Origin of the sequence: Rhizorhapis sp., assembly GCF_035276005.1 — a bacterium.
In the GTDB taxonomy this organism is placed as follows: domain Bacteria; phylum Pseudomonadota; class Alphaproteobacteria; order Sphingomonadales; family Sphingomonadaceae; genus Rhizorhapis.
Map to the genome: position 1 here is coordinate 13,556 of NZ_DATEMB010000029.1, position 18,777 is coordinate 32,332.

18 protein-coding genes are annotated in these 18,777 nt (G+C 60.4%); 2 read left to right on the top strand and 16 right to left on the bottom strand.

The annotated features are described in order from the left end of the window. Window positions 1–27: 27 nt before the first annotated feature. Genes VJS46_RS07075 through VJS46_RS07090 form a run of 4 tightly spaced genes read right to left on the bottom strand, consistent with a single transcriptional unit; the run spans window position 28 to window position 5,213 of the window. Window positions 28–462, bottom strand: a complete 435-nt coding sequence (locus VJS46_RS07075; protein ID WP_414707975.1) for a c-type cytochrome — start codon at window positions 460–462, stop codon at window positions 28–30. Continuing rightward, entirely contained in the window at window positions 434–994 is a 561-nt protein-coding gene (locus VJS46_RS07080) for a nuclear transport factor 2 family protein (protein WP_324058987.1), read from the bottom strand. Before VJS46_RS07080 ends, VJS46_RS07075 begins: the two co-directional genes overlap by 29 nt. A 14-nt stretch (window positions 995–1,008) precedes the next feature. Continuing rightward, the gene (locus VJS46_RS07085) at window positions 1,009–2,958 is read right to left on the bottom strand and encodes an NAD(P)-binding protein (protein ID WP_324058989.1); all 1,950 of its coding nucleotides are present in this window, start codon (window positions 2,956–2,958) and stop codon (window positions 1,009–1,011) included. 35 nt (window positions 2,959–2,993) lie between these two features. Further along, a complete protein-coding gene (locus VJS46_RS07090; RefSeq protein ID WP_324058991.1) occupies window positions 2,994–5,213 on the bottom strand; it encodes a TonB-dependent receptor in 2,220 nt (739 codons plus the stop codon). A gap of 450 nt (window positions 5,214–5,663) precedes the next feature. Between VJS46_RS07090 and VJS46_RS07095 the strand changes: the two genes are divergently transcribed. Then, a complete protein-coding gene (locus VJS46_RS07095) occupies window positions 5,664–6,170 on the top strand; it encodes a TetR/AcrR family transcriptional regulator (RefSeq protein ID WP_324058992.1) in 507 nt (168 codons plus the stop codon). A 125-nt stretch (window positions 6,171–6,295) separates the two neighbouring features. Here VJS46_RS07095 and VJS46_RS07100 read toward each other — a convergent pair whose 3' ends face one another. Continuing rightward, window positions 6,296–6,766: a nuclear transport factor 2 family protein gene (locus tag VJS46_RS07100; protein ID WP_324058994.1), complete on the bottom strand. Its 471-nt coding sequence runs from the start codon at window positions 6,764–6,766 to the stop codon at window positions 6,296–6,298. Window positions 6,767–6,855: 89 nt separating this feature from the next. Here VJS46_RS07100 and VJS46_RS07105 point away from each other — a divergent pair, with 89 nt between their 5' ends. Further along, entirely contained in the window at window positions 6,856–7,434 is a 579-nt protein-coding gene (locus tag VJS46_RS07105) for a helix-turn-helix domain-containing protein (RefSeq protein WP_324058996.1), read from the top strand. A 121-nt stretch (window positions 7,435–7,555) separates the two neighbouring features. Here VJS46_RS07105 and VJS46_RS07110 read toward each other — a convergent pair whose 3' ends face one another. The 11 genes from VJS46_RS07110 to VJS46_RS07155 all read right to left on the bottom strand — a co-directional run. After that, the gene (locus VJS46_RS07110; protein WP_324058998.1) at window positions 7,556–8,737 is read right to left on the bottom strand and encodes a zinc-binding dehydrogenase; all 1,182 of its coding nucleotides are present in this window, start codon (window positions 8,735–8,737) and stop codon (window positions 7,556–7,558) included. After that, entirely contained in the window at window positions 8,724–9,659 is a 936-nt protein-coding gene (locus VJS46_RS07115) for a 3-keto-5-aminohexanoate cleavage protein (protein WP_324059000.1), read from the bottom strand. The genes VJS46_RS07110 and VJS46_RS07115 overlap by 14 nt, the downstream gene beginning before the upstream one ends. After that, window positions 9,652–10,599 (bottom strand): 3-hydroxyacyl-CoA dehydrogenase NAD-binding domain-containing protein, encoded by a 948-nt coding sequence (locus VJS46_RS07120; RefSeq protein ID WP_324059002.1) that lies wholly within the window; start codon window positions 10,597–10,599, stop codon window positions 9,652–9,654. The genes VJS46_RS07115 and VJS46_RS07120 overlap by 8 nt, the downstream gene beginning before the upstream one ends. Beyond that, the gene (locus tag VJS46_RS07125) at window positions 10,600–11,811 is read right to left on the bottom strand and encodes an MFS transporter (RefSeq protein ID WP_324059004.1); all 1,212 of its coding nucleotides are present in this window, start codon (window positions 11,809–11,811) and stop codon (window positions 10,600–10,602) included. It abuts the gene before it with no gap. Next, window positions 11,808–12,593 carry a cyclase family protein gene (locus tag VJS46_RS07130; RefSeq protein WP_324059006.1) on the bottom strand — a complete coding sequence of 262 codons (786 nt, stop codon included), beginning with the start codon at window positions 12,591–12,593 and terminating at the stop codon, window positions 11,808–11,810. Before VJS46_RS07130 ends, VJS46_RS07125 begins: the two co-directional genes overlap by 4 nt. Window positions 12,594–12,805: 212 nt before the next feature. Next, entirely contained in the window at window positions 12,806–13,786 is a 981-nt protein-coding gene (locus VJS46_RS07135) for a fumarylacetoacetate hydrolase family protein (RefSeq protein ID WP_324059008.1), read from the bottom strand. A gap of 22 nt (window positions 13,787–13,808) precedes the next feature. Further along, window positions 13,809–16,157 carry a TonB-dependent receptor gene (locus tag VJS46_RS07140; protein ID WP_324059010.1) on the bottom strand — a complete coding sequence of 783 codons (2,349 nt, stop codon included), beginning with the start codon at window positions 16,155–16,157 and terminating at the stop codon, window positions 13,809–13,811. Between the two features lie 55 nt (window positions 16,158–16,212). Further along, a complete protein-coding gene (locus VJS46_RS07145; protein WP_324059012.1) occupies window positions 16,213–16,902 on the bottom strand; it encodes a GntR family transcriptional regulator in 690 nt (229 codons plus the stop codon). A 423-nt stretch (window positions 16,903–17,325) separates the two neighbouring features. Next, window positions 17,326–17,538: a VOC family protein gene (locus VJS46_RS14240; RefSeq protein ID WP_414707976.1), complete on the bottom strand. Its 213-nt coding sequence runs from the start codon at window positions 17,536–17,538 to the stop codon at window positions 17,326–17,328. Window positions 17,539–17,639: 101 nt separating this feature from the next. Then, window positions 17,640–18,434, bottom strand: coding sequence for an SDR family oxidoreductase (locus VJS46_RS07150; RefSeq protein ID WP_324059014.1), 795 nt, complete (start codon window positions 18,432–18,434; stop codon window positions 17,640–17,642). A 156-nt stretch (window positions 18,435–18,590) separates the two neighbouring features. Continuing rightward, on the bottom strand, window positions 18,591–18,777 hold a 187-nt coding region (locus VJS46_RS07155; RefSeq protein ID WP_324059016.1), incomplete at its 5' end, for a hypothetical protein.

Below are 18,777 nucleotides of genomic sequence, written 5' to 3' on the forward strand. Positions count from 1 at the left end.
CCTGGCCATATTTCGCCTTTCGCCCAATTATTTACGTGTTTCAAGATAAGCGATCAAATCCGACCGGTCCTGGCCGTTGGGCAACCCCCCAAAGGCCATTCTCGAACCTTTGACGACTGCACTGGGCTTTTGCAGAAATTGGTCGAGCTTCTCGGCAGTCCAGGCAAAGCCCGCATTCTTCATGGCCGGCGAGTAACTGAACGGCGTCGTGCCTGCCTTGCGGCCAATCACGCCCGCCAGATTGGGACCGACGGACGATTTCTTCCCCGCTTCGACCGAATGGCAAACGGCGCAGCGTTTGAACACTGCTGCGCCCTTGGCCGCGTCACCAGCATGAGCGGCCGCTGGCGCCAGCCCCGCCAGAAGGAAGGAGAAAAACGCTACTTTACGAAAACTTGCCATGATTTCCTCAAAATATCCCGTGCTGAAATGGTCAGTTTTTGGGGAACTGTCCCACCACATAGGCGTCGCCCGCCGAAACCCACTGTCCATCCACCTTGGTCCACAGGAACAGGATGACGAAGGTAAAGGGTTTTTCCTTCGAATTGGGATCCTTGGGAGTGACATAGAAATTCGCCCATTCCCATCCGGCATTGCCGTTCACATAGCTGCGGATGGGCTCCACCTTCACATTATAGGCGGCCACGACCTTTTCATAGTTCGCCTTGTAAGCGGCACGCCCTTCATAGGGTTTCCCCTCCGGCCCCACCGACGTGGCGTTTTCCGCATAGAAACGGTTGACGAGGGGATCGGCCTTGCCTTCCGCAAATGCCTTTTCCTTGAAATCATAGAGCTTGCGGGTTGCGGCCTTGAACGCCGCCAATTCGGCCGCATCGGGCGCGGGAATGGCGCCCACCGTCATGTCGGTCACGACGTCCGCCGGCGCCGCGGTATTTGCAGCCGCTTCAGCGGCCTGCTCATTGCTTCCCCCGCAGGCGCTGAGCAACCCCAGCGAAAGAGGAAGGAACAGGGACAGCAGACGATCTTTTTTCATTTTGTCTCCAAAATTCATGCCAATTTTCCGATAATTTGCTTGGCGGCGCGTTCGCCCTCCAAAGCGGCGGTTTCCCACATCTGCGCGCCCGACAATTCAGAATGGCTGAACGCAATGCGATGGAAGGGCTCGCGCAACACCTCCATGGGCGAAGACTTGCCGTCCTTGCCATAGAAAAAGCCGGGATAGGCGACGAAATAGGCGTGCCCCTGACGGTTCGAAATGATTGCCGCGATGTCCCGCTCAGCGTCGAACCCATAAGGGCCGAACATCTTGGTGAACTGTTCGCGCACCTGCGCCTCTATGTCGGCGAAGGACATGCTGAAAAGCTGCAGACGCGCCTGCGTGCACTGATCGGGAAACGGCACCCCGGGCATCAGGAAGGGGATATATTGTGTCAGCACGACCGGCTTGTTGGGATCGAGCGGCTGAGTTTCCTTGCCGTCGAGCACCAGGTTCTTGCGCAGGCTGGTCCACCAGCCCAGCCCCTCGAACCAGCGCACCGCGGCAACGCCCATCTTGTCCAGGAACTTCCAGTTCCGCAGCGCCACGTTGAGGACCAAGATCGGGGCATGATGGAAAGCGTTCATCGCATCGCGATATTTGGGCGATATGTCATGGCAGATGCGCTTGTTGACATGCTGTTGCCCGGCGCAGATCACGGCTTTGCCGCGCACAGAATGCATCTCTGCACCCTTCGCGTAGGTGACGCGGACGGTCTCCGCCTTGCCGGGCTTGCCCTCATGGACGACCGAGAAAACGGTGGATGACAGGCGAAGGCGGTAATTATCCTCCGGCCGGTCCAGCGTCTCCCAATTCACTTTGCTGTACTGAAGGTCATAGAGTCCGCTCCCGCCACTGAGCGCCTCCGGCTTGGCGAGCTTCAGGAAACGCTTGGCGGCGAACGTGTTTCCACCTGGAAAGGTCGCCAGATATATGCCGTCCGTGGGGTCGGGTCCATCATTGGCATAACGCGTATAGGCGTTCACGCCGGGCATCATGAAATTATAGGCGGAATAGGCGGAAATGATGTCCGACCCCTGACCGCATCCCATCGCCGCCATGACGGGATCGAGATAGGCGCAGACATCGTCCAGAACGTCCTCGGGCACCTTTGCGACGTCCTTGAGGAACGTCTTGTAACTCATCGTGTCGAGCCACTGCGCCCAGTCATCCCGTCTTGGCGGCGTGCGGAAAAGCTCCAGTTCGACAAGCGCGCGCTTCAGCCTGTCGGAAATGGGCGCCTCGGCAAAGCCGTTGCGCCAGGGGTTTTTCACTATCTCCTTGCCTTCATAATAAAAGGCCATGTCCGCCCGTTCCCAACCGATATGCATGGGCGTCCACATGTCGGCGGGAATCTGTATGGGTTGGGAAAGGTTTTCGACCTTCTGGTAGGTAAATGCCTCCGGATAGCCCAGTTCCTTGAGGAAAGGGCTGGGAAAGCCAGACTCCACCGCACGGGCGAACGGCACGACGATGCCGGTCGACCCTTGCGGCGCGGTAAGGTGGTAGCCGTCGACTTCAAAGTCGTTCTGCTTCGCCTCGCCGCCGAAAATCCCATGCTGATCCAGCACAAGGACCTTCGCATCCGGCTTTTCCTTCAAGAAAGTATAGGCCGCCGTCAGGCCGGAAATACCTGCTCCGACAATGATCAAATCATAAAGCCCATCGACCACCTTGGTGTTGGCAACGCGCTTGTCGAGGCTGCCGTTGCGAATGTCTCCATGCGCGGCATTGATGACTTCATGCGTATTGCCGTTCTTCCCGGCATAGTCACCGACCCCTCCGGGGCCAGTCCAGTCCGGTCCGAGACCCGTCAGAGGCGCATCAACGGTTTGCGCCTGAGCTGAGGTCGGCAGGGCGGGAGCCGACGCCGCAAGCAGCGCCGCTCCCGAACCAACCAATGTTCCGCCGACGAAGTCCCGGCGTGTGACCGAGGCGGGCCCATGCCTCCGATTGTTCATTTCCGAAGACATTAGCCCTCCTCTCCCTGCAATGTTTAGAAGCTGTATTTGACACTGCCGCCGAACCAGCGCGGGCGGGCAAAAGTCTGTTGGGAAAAACCGAAGGTTGTGCTCAGATCGAGATTGTAGATCCGGTATTCCTTGTCGGTCAGATTGTTGACAAAGGCCGCCACCTCCCAATGATCGTCATTGGTCCTAAAGGCGATGCGTGCATTGCCGACAACTCTGGAAGACTCCCGATCGATCGGCGCATTGAAGGTCGAGAAATATTGCTTGCCATCATATTTCCAGTCCGTCTGCAGCGACAGCGAGCCCGGGCCGACCGGGAATTCGTAACGGACCAGACCGCCATAGCTCAAGGATGGCGCCTGGGGCATCACCCTGTCCGCCACCCGGCCGAAGGGAAGCCGGACATCCTTGACCGTGGTATCAAGGACAGCGAGGAAACCAGACAGCGTAAGGCCTCGTACTGGTCTTGCGTACAATTCCAGTTCCGCACCGGTGATATTGGCAGATTTATTCGTGACGAACTGCGACAGGTTAACTATCTCGAACGCCTGATAATTTTTATAGTCATAATAGAAAATCGAACCGTTCAGGTTCAGCTTGCGATCCGCGAGCGTCAACTTGAACCCGGCTTCATAGTTGGTCAGCACTTCCTCGTTGAACGGCAGTGTCGCAGGATTGATGGGCTGAAAAGCCTGCACGCCAAATCCGCCGCTCTTGGTGCCGCGATTGACTCCGAAATAGAATAATGTGTCTTCGTTCGGGCGCAGATTGACTTCCGCCTTCAAGGAATAATTGTCGAACTTCTGCTTCGCCAGATTGGGCTGAGTAGTGCGGTTGAACACGAAAATGGGTCCCGTCGATCCGTCATTGGCAGTTTCGACATGGGTGAAATCAAAGGACTTCCAATCCCAGTTATACCGCGCTCCTAAGACGAAACCGACTTGCTCGATTGGCCGGTATTCGACTTGGCCGAACACCGCGAGGCTCTCCGTAATCTGCCTGCCCCCATAATTTTCTTTCACGCCAAGCGACTGCGAAACATCAACCTCATAGTCATTGTCGGTCTTGATCTTCAGGCCATAAGCGCCGACCAGCCATTGAAATTTTTCGCTATCGCCGGAAAGGCGGAATTCCTGGGAGAGTTGATAAAGATCCTGAGCCGTGCGGTAAACGAATATGGGGTCCGGCGACATGTCGGAGTCTTCGCTATATCGCTTGCGAAGGTCCTGATAATCGGTCAGCGAAGCGAAATTGATATCGCCGAATTTCTGCTCGTAACGCAGCGTCGCGCTCCAATATTTGCGATCGAAGCGAGCATCATGATCGACTGAAGTGGTGAAGGGATCGTCGTCGTCGGGCCGGAATCCGAGCGCGTCACAGCCCGGGCAGGTGCCCCAGAAATCCTGGTCGGGAGCCAGCGCAAATCCAAGACCGTCGTCGTTGAAGCCAGTGGCCGCATGGGTGTAGGGGCCGCCGCTCCGCTCATTATCGTTCCGCAGACCCTGCAGCTTCAGCGACAGCTTGCCGGTCTCACCGACATCCGCCTCGATCTGGAACCGTCCGGCATAGAAACGGGATGCACCCAGGTCCGGGCCAATGTCATTTTCGATATAGCCGCCATGATGGTTGGTGGTGCCCGACAGGCGCGCGCGCACCCGATCGGTGATGGGGCCGCTGATCGCCGCCTCCGTCGCGATCTGGCCGTAACTTCCGACCGTCAGCGTCGCAAATCCCTCCAGCTTGTCGGTGGGCTTGGCCGTAACAATCTGAACCAGGCCGCCGGTGGCGTTGCGCCCGAACAGCGTTCCCTGCGGACCGCGCAAGATTTCGACGCGTTCCAGGTCAAAGGTCTGCCCGCTGATCGCGCCCAGCGCGCCGACATAGACCTCGTCATTATAGAAGGCGATGGGCGCTTCCTGCGAATCGGCGAAGTCATTCTGGGATACGCCGCGAATGTTGAAAACGGTAATGGTCGGGCTGTACTGATTGACCTGCAGGCTTGGCACCTGCCCTGCAAGTGCCGTAACATCCTGGCGTCCCATAGCTTCGAGCGTCGCACCGCCCAATGCGGTCACGGCCAGTGCCACATCCTGCAGATTCTGCTCACGCTTCTGCGCGGTGACCACAATGTCCCCGATTTCATCGGAAGCTGCCTGGGCGTGTGCCGCGCCCATCCAGCCGATCGAAACTCCACAAATGATTGCGGCCCGGCTTACATGCCCCAATAATGACGACGCATATCCCATTTTTCTCACTCCCTAACTGCTCGGTAAATCCGAATCTATTCGGATAAAAATATCCGAATTTTTTCCGGTGGCAATGCATAATCTGCGCGAAATGCAACTTGGATGCAATAATTGTCGGATCGGTCGGACTATTTTCTGTTTTTCACATTTTTACGTTAATTATCAGTGCTATAATCAGCAATTCTTTTTGCTTGATTTCTAAAGGTGGGAAGGCTTGACAGGGCAATCAGCCACTTTATAACGCCATGACTGATTGCATTTTGCGCAACTCATTTGCGAATCATTTCCAAGGGTCGGCCGGAAGATCGAAATCGAGTCTCAATTCCAAGGTATATCCACGTGAACGGGAAAAAGACACAGGAACGGGGCCGGCTCCGCCGGGGGGAACTGGTCAGTGCCGCCCGCAAGCTCTTGCATATACGGGAACTAGACGAAATTTCCCTTACCGATATGGCTGATGCCGCTGGCATACCGAAAAGTTCGGCATATCATCTCTTTGGCAGCGCCTTTGAAGTGCACGCTGCCGCCGCACAGGAAATCGCAGCAGATCTGCTCGAGCATCTCGCGACTTTCCGCCACGGGGAGTACGACGGCTGGCCTTCCCTCGTCGAACAATTCATTCGATATGGTGCGCTGTTCTTCAAGGAGCGGCCCGATGCCAGCCAGCTTCTGCTCGGACCCAAGTCGCCGCCAGCCATCAAATTGGCCGATCGGCAAGAGTCCGACGTAGCCGTCGGGCTTCATCTTATAAAGCTGATGAGCGGCTGCTATCGCCTGCCCGCCTGGCCGTCGCGCGAAGAAACCTTCTTCCGCGCCATCGAGATTTCGGACCTGTTCTTCAGCCTTTCCGTTTTGCAGCATGGAAAGATTGTCGAAGAATTAGAGATCGAGGCAGCCCGAGCGACCAATGCCTATCTCTCGCTTTACCTGCCACCCATCCTTCCGGCGGCGGAATGAGGTGAATGGGCCCGTCTGGTTCCACTTTGCATGAGCCTGCCGAAGCCCTTGCTTTCCCTCACAGGTAAAGCAAGGGGTCTGCGGCAGACCCAAGCCAGAAAGCCTGATCGTGTTGCTCAAGGAACCTACAGGTTCAGATCGCTGAGCGATGGATGATCGTCGGGCCGACGGCCTAGCGGCCAGTGAAACAGCCGTTCTTCGGGCTTGATCGGCCGGTCGTTGATCGACGCGTGACGATGGGTCATCAGACCGTCCTCATCAAACTCCCAATTTTCATTTCCGTAGGACCTGAACCAATTTCCGGCATCATCGCGCCATTCATAGGCGAAACGGACCGCTATCCTGTTTCCTGACCAGGCCCAGAGCTCCTTGATGAGCCGATAATCCAGCTCCCGATCCCATTTGCGAGTGAGGAAGGCGGCGATCTGCTCCCGGCCGGTAACAAATTCGGCCCGGTTCCGCCATTTGCTGTCGGGGCTGTACGCCAGCGCTACTTTGACAGGATCGCGGCTGTTCCAGCCGTCCTCCGCGGCCCGCACCTTCTGGCGAGCAGTTTCTTCGGTAAATGGCGGCAATGGATGGCGCTTCTCGCTCATAAAATCTCCTTACGTTTGGGCTAGTTTATAGGACAGACAGTTCTGTCTTGTGATTGACATAGACAGAACTGTCTGTCAACAATTGCCCAATGACGACGAATTCTTCCACCAACCCTGAACCAACCGGGGTTCGGGATCGCATCCTTTCAACCGCCACCCGCCTGTTTTACCGGGACGGCATTCGCGCTACGGGTATTGACCGCGTGATTGCCGAGGCCAAGGTCGCCAAGGCCTCATTTTATCACCACTTTCCGTCGAAAGCGGACCTGGTGAACGCCTTTCTTGACCTGCGCCACCGCAATTGGATGTTCTGGTACGCCGGCGCCGTAAACGCGCGGTTACCGGTCGAGGCTTTCTCCGCAGTGGGTTCGGCCCTATTCGACTGGTTCGAACAGCCCGATTTCAGGGGCTGCGCCTTCATCAACAGCTGGGTGGAGTTCGGTGCGGACTTCCCAATAATATTCGATCACAAGGAAGAGTTGCGGCGCTTCATCCAGAGCGTTGCCGAACGGCTCAATCTGACCGAACCTGAAATGGCCGCCACGACGGCAATGGTGGTCATTGAAGGCGCGATCGTCAGGGCCCAAATGGGCGCGCGCGACAGATTGGAAGAGGCCGTTTCAACCCTGCTGCAGGATCTGTCGGATCGCTATGGACCGGCTGCATAGAGGGATGGCGAACCAGATGGAATCATCTGGCGGCTCGGAAATCACAAAAAACAAAAGAAGTTAGGCTCGCTCCGGTTCGATCAGAACCGGAATGAGTCTTATGCCACTCAGGATGAGCGGCTCAACCTGAGTGAAATGCGCCATAATCGCGGCTGGGATCGACCAGATACTTCTCTCCGGTAGCGCGCCGCGCAAAGGCCGTCAGGTGCCGGGGCTCCAGCATTTCCCGAAGCGAAATGGTGGCGGTATAATGGCTCGCGAAGGTCGTCTTGAGTCCGGCCACGACCCGGTCGCGCAGCCGTGCGGCGCCTGCCGGGCCGATCCTTTCGAGGAAGGGGGTCAGCAAAAAACCTCCAACACTCCAGGCCATGCCATAAGTGCGCTCCAGCACTGTCGGGCCGGGATCGAGCGAGCCATAGACATAGACCTGCTTGTGCGTCGCCGATCCATAGCGGCTATACGCCCCGGCGGCCCGGCTAAGCGAGCGCTCCATGGCGTGAAGAATGGCATGGGCGAGCCGCCCGCCGCCCACGGCATCGAAGGCGATGGTCGCGCCGGTCGACGCGATCGCATCCTCCAGCTTTTGCGCAAAGTCAGCGGCGCTGCTGTCGACGACATGATGCGCTCCTGCCGAGCGCAGCAGTTCGGCCTGGTGCTCGCTGCGGACTATGTTGACCAGTGGTACGCCGTCAGCAAGGCAAAGGCGGTTCAGCATCTGGCCCAGATTGGACGCGGCGGCCGTATGGACAAGGGCACTATGTCCCTCCATGCGCATCGTCTCGACCATGGCTAGCGAAGTCAGCGGATTGACGAACATCGAGGCCCCATCGGCGGCGCTCGCTGCATCGGGAAGGATCACGCAATCGGCAGCGGGCAGCTTGCGAAACTGCGTGTACATGGCGCCACCGAACATGCCGACTTTACGCCCCAGCAGGTGACGGGCCGCCGTACCGGCCGCAACGACTGTCCCGGCGCCTTCATTGCCCACCTTCATCGGCTGATCGATCCGCGCCGATAGGGATGCCATGGTCCTTTCAGGAACGGAAAAGGTCAGGCGGGGCTGTTCCGCCGGCCCCACCACCGCCATGGTCGAAAGATCGGCCGGCCCCAGCAGAAGGCCGAGGTCCGAGGGATTCAACGGCGCGGCTTCGACGGCCACCACCACCTCATCCGCTTCCGGCGGAGAAATCGCCACGGATTCCAGCGACAAGACCAGCCGTCCGTCCGATGTGACGGTGGAACGCAATTCAAGCGCCGAGACCGGCAACTCCGTCCCGTCGGAAACCGCCTCAGAATGCGACATTATCGCCTCCCTTGAGTTGAAGCATGGTCCGCGCCTCATCGGGCGTCGCGATTTCGCGGCCCATCGCTTCCAGGATTGTCCGGACTTTCAGTACCTGTTCCGCATTGGACTTGGCAAGGCGGCCCCGGCCCAGCATCAGGCTGTCCTCCAGTCCGACGCGCACATTGCCGCCCAGCGCGGCGCTCACGGCGGCGAGCGGCATTTGGTGGCGGCCAGCGCCCAGGACGGAAAGATACCAATCCTGTCCGAAAAGCCTGTCGGCCACACCCACCATGTGAATGAGATTTTCAGGCTCCGGCCCGAGGCCCCCCAGCACGCCCAGCACGCATTGCACCAGGAAGGGCGGCTTCACCACGCCCCGGTCAGCGAAATGGGCAAGGGTATAAAGATGGCCGACATCATAGCATTCGAACTCGAACCGCGTGCCAAAGCGTTCGCCCAGTTCCGTCGCCGCCATCTCGATCTGCTCGAAGCTGTTGCTCATCGGCGTGCGGCGGGAGGCTTCGAGGAAGGGCTTTTCCCAATCATATTTCCATTGCCCGATCTTCTCCGCACCCAGGAACACGCCGAAATTCATCGTGCCCATGTTCATGGAGGTCAATTCGGGTTCCGCCCGGCGCGCCGCAGCGAGCCTTTCATCCATCGACATGCCGACCGCGCCGCCGGTCGTGATGTTCACCACCGCATCGCATTGCTGCTTGATCCGGGGCAGGAACTGCATGAAGATTTCGGGGTCGGCGCTCGGCGTGCCGTCGCGCGGATCGCGCGCATGGAGGTGCAGAATCGCCGCCCCCGCCTCGGCGGCCGCCACGGCCTGCTCGGTGATTTGGTCGGGTGTAATCGGCAGATGGTCCGACATGGACGGCGTATGTACCGAACCTGTTACTGCACAGGTGATGATTGCCTTGTTGTTCTTAATCATTTTCTGCCCGTCGCTCCCTGAATATCTTCTTCGCCTCGCGGATTGCGTGCAGGACAAGCACCCGCTCCTCCGCGGGTTCCAGCGCGCCGCGCGCGGCGAGGCTTTGCGCTATCCCCTCCAGCGCCTTCTGCTGAAGCTCTGCCGTAAGGCTTGGAGTGCCCAGATTTGCCCACATCGCCTGCAATGCCGGGCCGAGATGTTCGAAGGCCCGGCGCGCGCCCCCCGCACCACCGGCCAGATGATGGCTGATGAACGGGCCGGAAACTGCCCAGCGCGCACCGGGCCCCTCCGTCACGGCGAGATCGATGTCCTCGACTGAGGCGACCCCCTCCTGCAACAAATGGAATGCTTCCCGCATGAGCGCCGCCTGCAAGCGGTTGCCGACATGGCCCGGCACCTCGCGCTTCAGCCGGATCGGACTTTTCCCGAGGGAGCGATAGAAGGCCATCGCCCTATCGAGGGTGGCAGGCGCGGTAAGGTCGCCACCGGCCACTTCCACCAGCGCCATCAGGGGCACTGGGATGAATGGATGCCCCAGCGCCACCCGCTCAGGCCTGTTCGCCTCCGTCTGCATCGCGCTGACAGTGATGCTGGAGCTGCTTGAGGCGATTACGGCGTTGTCAGGGGCCCCGCGGGAGATGGCGGCGATCAAGTCCCGCTTGGCGTCGACCGTCTCCGGTCCATTTTCCTGCACCCAGTCAGCATCGCGCACAGCCTTGGCAAGATCGGGTTCGAAGCGAAGCGCATCTATCGCTTTGGCAGACAAGCCGGAACGGATTTGGAGGTGGCAAAGATCCGCTGCCACGCCTTCGCGCAGACGGCCCTCCGCTCCGGGCGCCGGATCGGTGCAGGTGACCTGCAATCCCCGCGCCAGGAATGTCGCTGCCCAGCCGATACCGACAAGACCGCAACCAACAACAGAAACCCGATCTATGCTCATTCACGCCACCTCAAGAGGATAGGGTCCGAGGCGCGACAGCAGGATCGCAGCGCCCGAAAGCAGTAATGCGGCGCAGATCAGCGCTATCTGGTAGCTTCCAGTGACATCGAACGACAAACCGACGAGGAAGGGGCCAATCGCGGCACCGGCGACGAAGGCGCCGTAAAGTATGCCATAGGCCGAGCCATAGGCGCTCAACCCTAGATACCGCGCCACCAGGAAGCCGATCAAGTCAACTTCCGCGCCCATCGCCAGCCCGACGAGCACCGCCGCGACCCCGGCAAGCTGCGTGCCACCGCTTGCCGCCAGCAGCGCGCAGCCGAGCGCCGCCGCGGCGAGCATTGCGGCCGCCACGAACGGGGCATGGATGCGATCGATCAGCGCGCCCGCGCCGATGCGCCCGAAAATCACGGCAATGCCGATCAGCCCGGCAGTCCGGCCCGCCGTCGCCGCGCTCATGCCGCCATCCAGCAGCATGGGAACGAAATGCACGATCAATCCGCCTATGGCGAGCGCCAGGCCGAAGAAGGACAGGAACATAAGCCGAAACCGCCAGTCGCGCAGGAAGACGAATAATCCGCTTTTGGCGATCCTCGTCCCTGCATGCGCAGAATACGCCCTCGCCGCCTTTCCTTCGCCGCCAAGGCCCATCAGGACGATGGGCAGGGCGGTTATCGAGATCGCAGCCAGCAGCCGATAGCCTTCCCGCCAGCCATGTTCGGCGATGAAGGGGGTGAAGAAAGCGGGGGCAAGCGTCGCCGCCACTCCGGTTCCCGACAACAGCAGGCCAAGCGCGAGGCCGCGATGTGCCTTGAAGTGCGCGGCGACCAGTCGGGTAAAAACTACGGGCGACGTCCCGGCACCCGCCAGACACACCAGAGTGAAGGCGCAGAGATAGACGGTCAGATTACCAGGAAGAAAGGACATGCCAAATGTTGCCAGCGCAAATGCCGGCATGGAAACCGACACGACCCGGCGAACCCCTGCGCGATCGACAAGCCGGCCTATGATGGGCGAAGCCCCCGCCAGGACCACCCCGGAAATCAGGACCGCCAAGGACAATGTGGCGCGGCTCCATCCGAACTCCGCCTGAAGCGGGCGGATGAAGATGCCCATTGTGTAGAAGAAGAGAGAGGAGATTCCGACCGAGAGACCCACAAAGCTTGCCGCGAGCATGACACCGCCGCTTGCGAACTCACGCCGCGCCGTCATTGCGCGTCCGGCTCGTCGATGATGGCGACGGCGCGCGTCCAGCCCGCCGAGGCCCGCTCGATCTTCACCGGAAAGCAGGCGACGGCGAAACCATGCGACGGAAGCGCCTCAAGCCCATGCAGCTTTTCCATCTGATAATAGCTGCGTTCGCGGCCCGCCTTATGCCCTTCCCAGATGATCGAAGGATCGCCGTCGTTCGCAAAGCGGCGAGCGGTGTGCGAGAATGGCGCATCCCAGGACCAGGCGTCGGTTCCCACCACCTTGACGCCGCGTTCGGTAAGATAAAGCGTCGCTTCCCGTCCCATCCCGCAACCGCTGTCCATATAATGGGGCTGGCCGAAGGCGAGCCCGGCCGAGGTATTGACGAGAACGATATCGAACGGCGCAAGGCTGTGTCCGATACGCGCCAGCTCCGCTTCGACTTCCGCCGCCGATACGACATGGCCATCGGACAAGTGGCGGAAGTCCAGCTTGACGCCGGGCCGCAGGAACAGATCGAGCGGCGCTTCGTCGATGGTGGGCGAACGCTGGCCCCCGTCCGTAGTCGAGTGATAGTGCCATGGCGCGTCGATATGCGTACCGCTGTGCGTGGTGAGGGAGACATCCTCAACCGCCCATCCCTCTTCATCGGGCAGATCCTCGGGGCGAAGGCCGGGAAAGGCCGCAGCCAACTGCACCCCGCCAGTCTTGTGATCGATATAGGTAATGCGCGGCCGCATGATTTCTGGATCGCTCACCACCTGGGCGCTGATGGGAATCGACAGATCAACAATTCGTCTCATATTGTCCTCTTCACGGTGGCTTATTTCCGTTCGTGTCGAGCGAAGTCGAGACACGTTCGCACCAGCCAGCGTCCCTCGGCTTCGCTCGGGACTGGACTCGTTTCGGTTCTGATTGAACCGCAACGAGTGTAATATTCCCTTGTTCTCGGTGATTTCCGAGCCGCCAGATGATTCCATCTGGCTCGAAATCACTTTAACGGATCAACTTAGCTCTAGCCCGGCTTCCCCCCGCGCAACTGATTTCCCCTGACCCGATTGCTGATGGTGCCGATCCCCTCTATCGCAAGCTCGACCACGTCGCCATCGGACAGAAACCGCTCCTGCTCCAAGCCGCAGCCGCCTCCCACGGTTCCCGCTCCGAAAACCTCCCCGGGGTAGATTGTCTCGCTGGCGCTGACATGCGCGATCATGTCCTCGAAGCGCCAGTGGATCGTGCTCATCGATCCGTCGGACCAGAGCTCGCCATTGATCTTTGCAGTCATCCGGGCCTGATAGGGGTCGGGCATCTCGTCGGCCGTGACGATGCAGGGGCCAAGGATGATGCTCCCATCGAAGTCCTTGCCCTTGGCCGGGCCGAATGGCCCCGTCATCTCATGCCCCTGCGCATCCCGCGCTGAAAAATCATTGTATATGGTGTAACCGAAAATGTGGCTTTTCGCCTCGGAAGCGGGAATATCCCGGCCCGCCCGGCCAATGACGGCAGCCATTTCCAGCTCATAATCGGCCACTTGCGAATAAGCAGGCCAGAAGACATCGTCGCCCGGATTGCCGACCGCAAAACGGTTCGCCTTGTAGTAAATGGGCTGATCGTACCAGACTTGAGGAAGGATGACCGGCCCTTTCGGGGGCGCCTTGCCCGCGCGGACTGCGTTCAGGGCGAACACGACTTTCCCCGACTGCAGCATATGCTGCTCGAAGGCGGAGAAGTCGCGGATTTGCCTCGGCCGGGGAAGCGGCGCGAGCAGCCTGACTTCCGCCAAGCCCAGAACGGCTTCTCCCGGAGGAGAAGCCGCCAGAGCACGAGAGCGATCGAGCGCCCGTTCGCCATCATCGATCAACGACAGCATGGAGGCAAATGCCGGTTCGGCCTCCCCCGCCAGGTCGGCGGCGGCGGCGAGGTCGAGAATATCCCCGCCGTCCAGGATCGCGCCGAGCCGCACAGCACCACCACGCTCGAAAGTCACTAATCGCATAAGGCCGCCCAATTTGGAGTGATCAGAAGGAATAGCGCGCTTGGATGCCGAAGCGGCGCGGTTCGTTTATCGCTGCGACGGGTAGCCCGAACAGCGACGATACCTGGGAGAGGTGCCGGTTGCCGGTCAGGTTCTTGCCATAGACCGCCAGTTCCCATCCGGCGCTGTTGGCCAATGACAGACGCCCATCCAGTTCGGCCCATGCCTTCGCCCGGTAGGTGTCGGCATCCTGGCGCGTCTCAAGGAAGAAGACCGAGCTTTGGAAGCGAATGCCCAGCGATGCCCGGACAGTGTTTGCCGCGCTCACCGCCGTTTCGTAGCTGATATTCGCCCCGCCCTGCCATTTGGGCGCGCGCGTCAGCCGGTTGCCGTCAATGCCTTCAAGTCCGACCGCCGGGTTCGATCCCGCCACGAAGGAATCCGCCAGGACGGCGCTCAGAGCGCCCGCCGTGAACTGCGCGTCCAGATAGGTGAGATTGCCGCTTAGCTGAAGGCCGTCGGCCGGTCGAATGGTGGTTTCGAACTCGATGCCCTTAACGCGCGCCTTGTCAGCCGTTTCGATGCCGACGCCGCCCGATGGCACCGGCGTGCGTACCTGAAGATTGGAATAATCATAGGAGAAGGCGGCTGCGTTGAGCGTCAGCTTGCGATCCAGCGCCTGCGCCTTAAAGCCCACCTCATAGGCGTCGATCCCCTCCGGCAGGAAGGCCGTGGAGCCGCCAAAGGCATTGAAGCCGCCGCTCTTGAACCCTTGGCTATAGCTTGCATAGGCCATGAAGTCCCGGCTGGGCTGGAACGTCAGCACAACGCGCGGCGAAAAATCCGTGAACTTCTCCCGCGCATCGACGTCCGCCGGCGCGGCCAGCGTCGACCCGGCAGGAAAGGCCACCGGGCCCGGCGGATCGAACGGTAATATGGTCGCTACCAGGAAGGAACGCGTGAAATGCTTGCGTTCCTCGCTGTAACGGCCGCCCAGGGTCAGCGACAGACTATCCGTGAACTTATAGGTGGCATTGCCGAAAAAGGCGAAGGCTTCGGTCGTCTGGTCCGCCTTGAACGTCGCGGCCGTCCCTGCTCCGCCGGGCCCGGCAAGCCGGTTGAAGATGGTGAAGGGGCCGAAACCCAGATGCTCCTCGAAATAAATGCCCCCGGCGACCCAATCGATCGGGCCGCTCGATCCGGCGAGCCGCATTTCATGCGACCACTGCCATTCGAACTGCTTGCCGCCATTGTCCCCAACATTGCTGATCTCTCCCGTCACGAAGGCGGGCGTTGGCGGATTGACGGCGGTGCCGTCGGAGTCGAGTTGCCCTCGTATGCGCCAGTCGCGGTAATTGGTGATGGACGTCAGCGTCGCCCAGTCGAACACCTGGTCGGCCTGCAAGGTAGCCGAGCGGCCTTTCGTGCGGGTAAAGGTCTCGACATTGAGCGCAAAGCGCCGGTCCTTCAGCAACTCCTTCAAATTGGGCCGCACGGTATAGGGCAATACCACATTGCTTCCGGCCGGGTTGGTCACCTCGTCGCGGAGGTTGCTCACGTCGGAAACGGCGAGCAGGGCCGGGTGAGAATTCTGATCCGAATATTCGCCGATGAGCTTCAGCGTAAGATGATCCGTCGGTTCCGCCTGAAGCGTGCCGCGCACGAGCACATCGCGGCTGCCGCCAATATGCGACCCGTCGAAATTGCGGGCCCAGCCATTATAGTTGGAATAACCCACTGCGAGCCGCGCGAGCACACGTCCTTCGCCGTCCAGCGGACCGGAGATCGCCCCCCGAACGCGGAAATCGCGATAGCTTCCGGCGCTGCCCTCGATATAGCCGTAAAGATCCTTGGTGGGCGCTCCCGACTTCAGCAGCACCGCGCCCGCGGATGAGTTGCGGCCATAAAGCGTGCCTTGGGGTCCCCGCAGCACCTCGACGCTCTCGACATCGACCAGGTCGAGCGAGGCATAGCGCGGGCGGCTGACCACGGCGCCGTCGAAATAGACCGCAACCGGCTCGTCGGCGAACACATTGCCGCCGCCATTCGCACCGCCCACGCCCCTGAGGCTGAGCGGCGCAGCGCCATAGTTGGAGTTCGCCGCGACCGAGAAGCCGGGAACGGCAGCGCTCAGATCCTCGAGCGAACGGACATGGGCGTCCTGCAATGCCTCGCCGCTGACCGCGGATACGGAGATCGGTACGTCCTGAAGCCGCTGCGACCGGAACTGGGCGGTGACGATGATGTCGCCGACGTCCGCCGCTGGCGGCGGCGCTTCGGCTGGCGCGGCAGGCGGGTTTTCCGCCGAAGTCTGGGCTTGTACCCCCCCCGCGCCAGCGCACAGCAAGGCTACCCCGGCCACTGACGTGGCCAAGCGAATCTTTCCAAGCATCTCTATTTCCCCTATGTTGTGGCGAACCTGTATCGGTCCGCCGTTGGTGGGCCGTTCAGCCCGCTTCCTTCCAGATCCCCCATTGATCGAGAACGTCGAGTGTAATGCTGATATGGCTGGCCATCATGCTGACGGCAGCATCTATGTCCCGGGCCAGCACCGTTTCGACAAGGTCAACATGCTCGCGTTCGTGGACATCGAAATCTATCGGAATGCGGTACAGCAACTGGCGATAGCGCGAATGCTGCACCAGCAGGCGTTCCTGCATCTTCTCGATGCGGGGCGATCCGCTGCCCGAAATGAGTGCGCGATGCAGCCCGTCATGCGCCGCCTGCCAAGCCTGAAGGCGCGCCGGATCGGATGTGTCGAGATTGCGGCTGGTCTGACGATACACATGCAGCGCTGATACGAGCGAGGATTCCCACGCAATATCCCCTCGCTCCATCGCGCGGCGCAGCGCCGCCGTCTCTATCGCCGCCCGGGCAAAGGCGATGTCGGCCAAGTCCTCCCGGCTGAGCGCGGGAACGCGAAATCCCTTGTTGCTTTCGAGGCTAACAAGCCCCTCGGCATAGAGACGGGACAGCGCTTCGCGGACCGGCGACATTCCGGCGCCATAGCGCTCCGCCAGCTTTTCCATCTGGAGACGGCCGCCGGGCGGGTGAATCCCGTTCACCAGATCAGCCCGCAAAGCGAGTTCCACATTATCCGCTAAAGTCGTCACAAATCCTCCGATTGTTCGAATCATAAGTGGATTTTCGAAAATGTGCAAGAGCCTGGGAAAATTAGGTCCAGTAGCGCTTTCCAGTCATGATAGCTTGGCTGGACGAGAATGGCGTCGCCTAGTTCGAACGGGAAAGCGGCATGTTGCTTGCGGAAACGCGGGAAATAGGTCGATGCGGCCAATTCCTTGATCATACGAAACCAAGCTGGCGCGGCCGCAGGCGATGGACGGGTGGGCGGTCAATGGCGCCAAGCTGATGTACTGGGAGGGACATGGCGCTGCGGCCCGGCGCCGAGCGGACATACGCTCGGCCGCTGGTTTCGCTTGAGCTATTCCCCAAGGCAAAGATCCGTGGGGTGGGGAGGCATCCTGGTTCGGGCGAGCCCATGATGCCGAAATCCCCGCTAGCCGAGAATTACTAGCCGCGTGAGGGGGAGCTATCGACTTTCAGTCCGCTGATGATCTCAAGATATATCCCATCAGGATCCTTGCAACACACCATCGCCAAGTCATCGCCATCAGGGGGGTCTTCAAGCGCTGAAGAGATGTCATAAATTCAACACCGATCGCCTGAAGCCTTTCATAGGTATCGTCGATGTCATCCACCGAAAACGCAAGCCTGCAAATGCCGACCGCGACCCGATATTTCGGGCTTCGCAATTATGGGCGTATCTATGGCCTTCTTTACACCAGTGTCGCGCTCCATCATAGCCGAGCGAGGACTGGCCCCTCTCAATGCGCCGGTTGGGCCGGACTATGCCTTAATCCTCGGCGGCCGCGTTCTCGACGACAAGGGAGCCGCCATCGACCACCAGGGTCTGTCCAGTGACGAAGGCGGCTTGATCCGACGCCAGGTAGAGCATGGCGTAGGCGATCTCTTCCGGCGTGCCGAGCCGCTTGAGCGGAATCGCGGCCGCCATCTCCTGTTGTTGCCCGGCATCGGCGAGCACATCCATCGCCTCCGTCCGGATGAGGCCCGGCTCCACACCATTCACGGTGATGCGGTCGCGCGCAAACTCTATCGCGGCGCCGCGGATGAAGCCATTGAGGCCCGCCTTCGACGCACCATAATGGACCAGCCCAGCCATCGCCACGCGCGGCCCGGTGACCGACGAGGTGAACAGCAGGCGCGGAGAGGGCGCCGCCCGCAACAACGGTAAGGCGGCCTTCGCCAGCCAGAACGCCGCCTTCAGGTTCACATTCAGGGTTTGCTCAAGGTCTTCGTCGGAAATTTCCTCGATGGAAACGATCGGAAACACACCGGCATTGTGGACCACGATATCGATCCGGCCAAAGCTTTTGGCGACCTCATCGACCAGCGAAAGCGCCATGTCGCGATTGGCGAGGTCCACCGCGATCAATTTTGCCTTGCCGCCCGCTTCGGTGATCATGCGGACGGTCTCTTCCCCCGGCCCGGCGGTGCGCGTGGCGACAATCACTTGCGCGCCTGCCTTTGCAAAAACCTGCGCAATCGCGCGCCCGATCCCGCGCCCTGCACCTGTGACGATGGCTACTCTGCCGTCGAGCCGGAACGGAAGGGCTTCTGTCTGACTCATTGTGCGTCCTTTTTTGAAGTAGGGCAAAGTGCGGCAAGGGAGGCGGCTCCCCCGGGGGACGTTAGCTTGCTACGCCCTCGCAGGGAAAGCCACCTTTTTCACGGATGAGAGCAGGCGCTCCCCCTACCTATGCTGCCGGATGCGCACGTAAGCGCTTCAGAACTTCACTCCAAGCGTAACGCCATAGGTCCGGGGCGGCTGATAAGACACCGCGGTGCCGTGAACGGCGCCGTCATTGCTCAAAAGCACGGCCTCGTCCGTCAGATTCTTGCCCCAGACGCTGACCGAATAACGTTCGTCGGGAGCGACCCAGCCGAGGCTGGCATTCACGAGCACATAATTG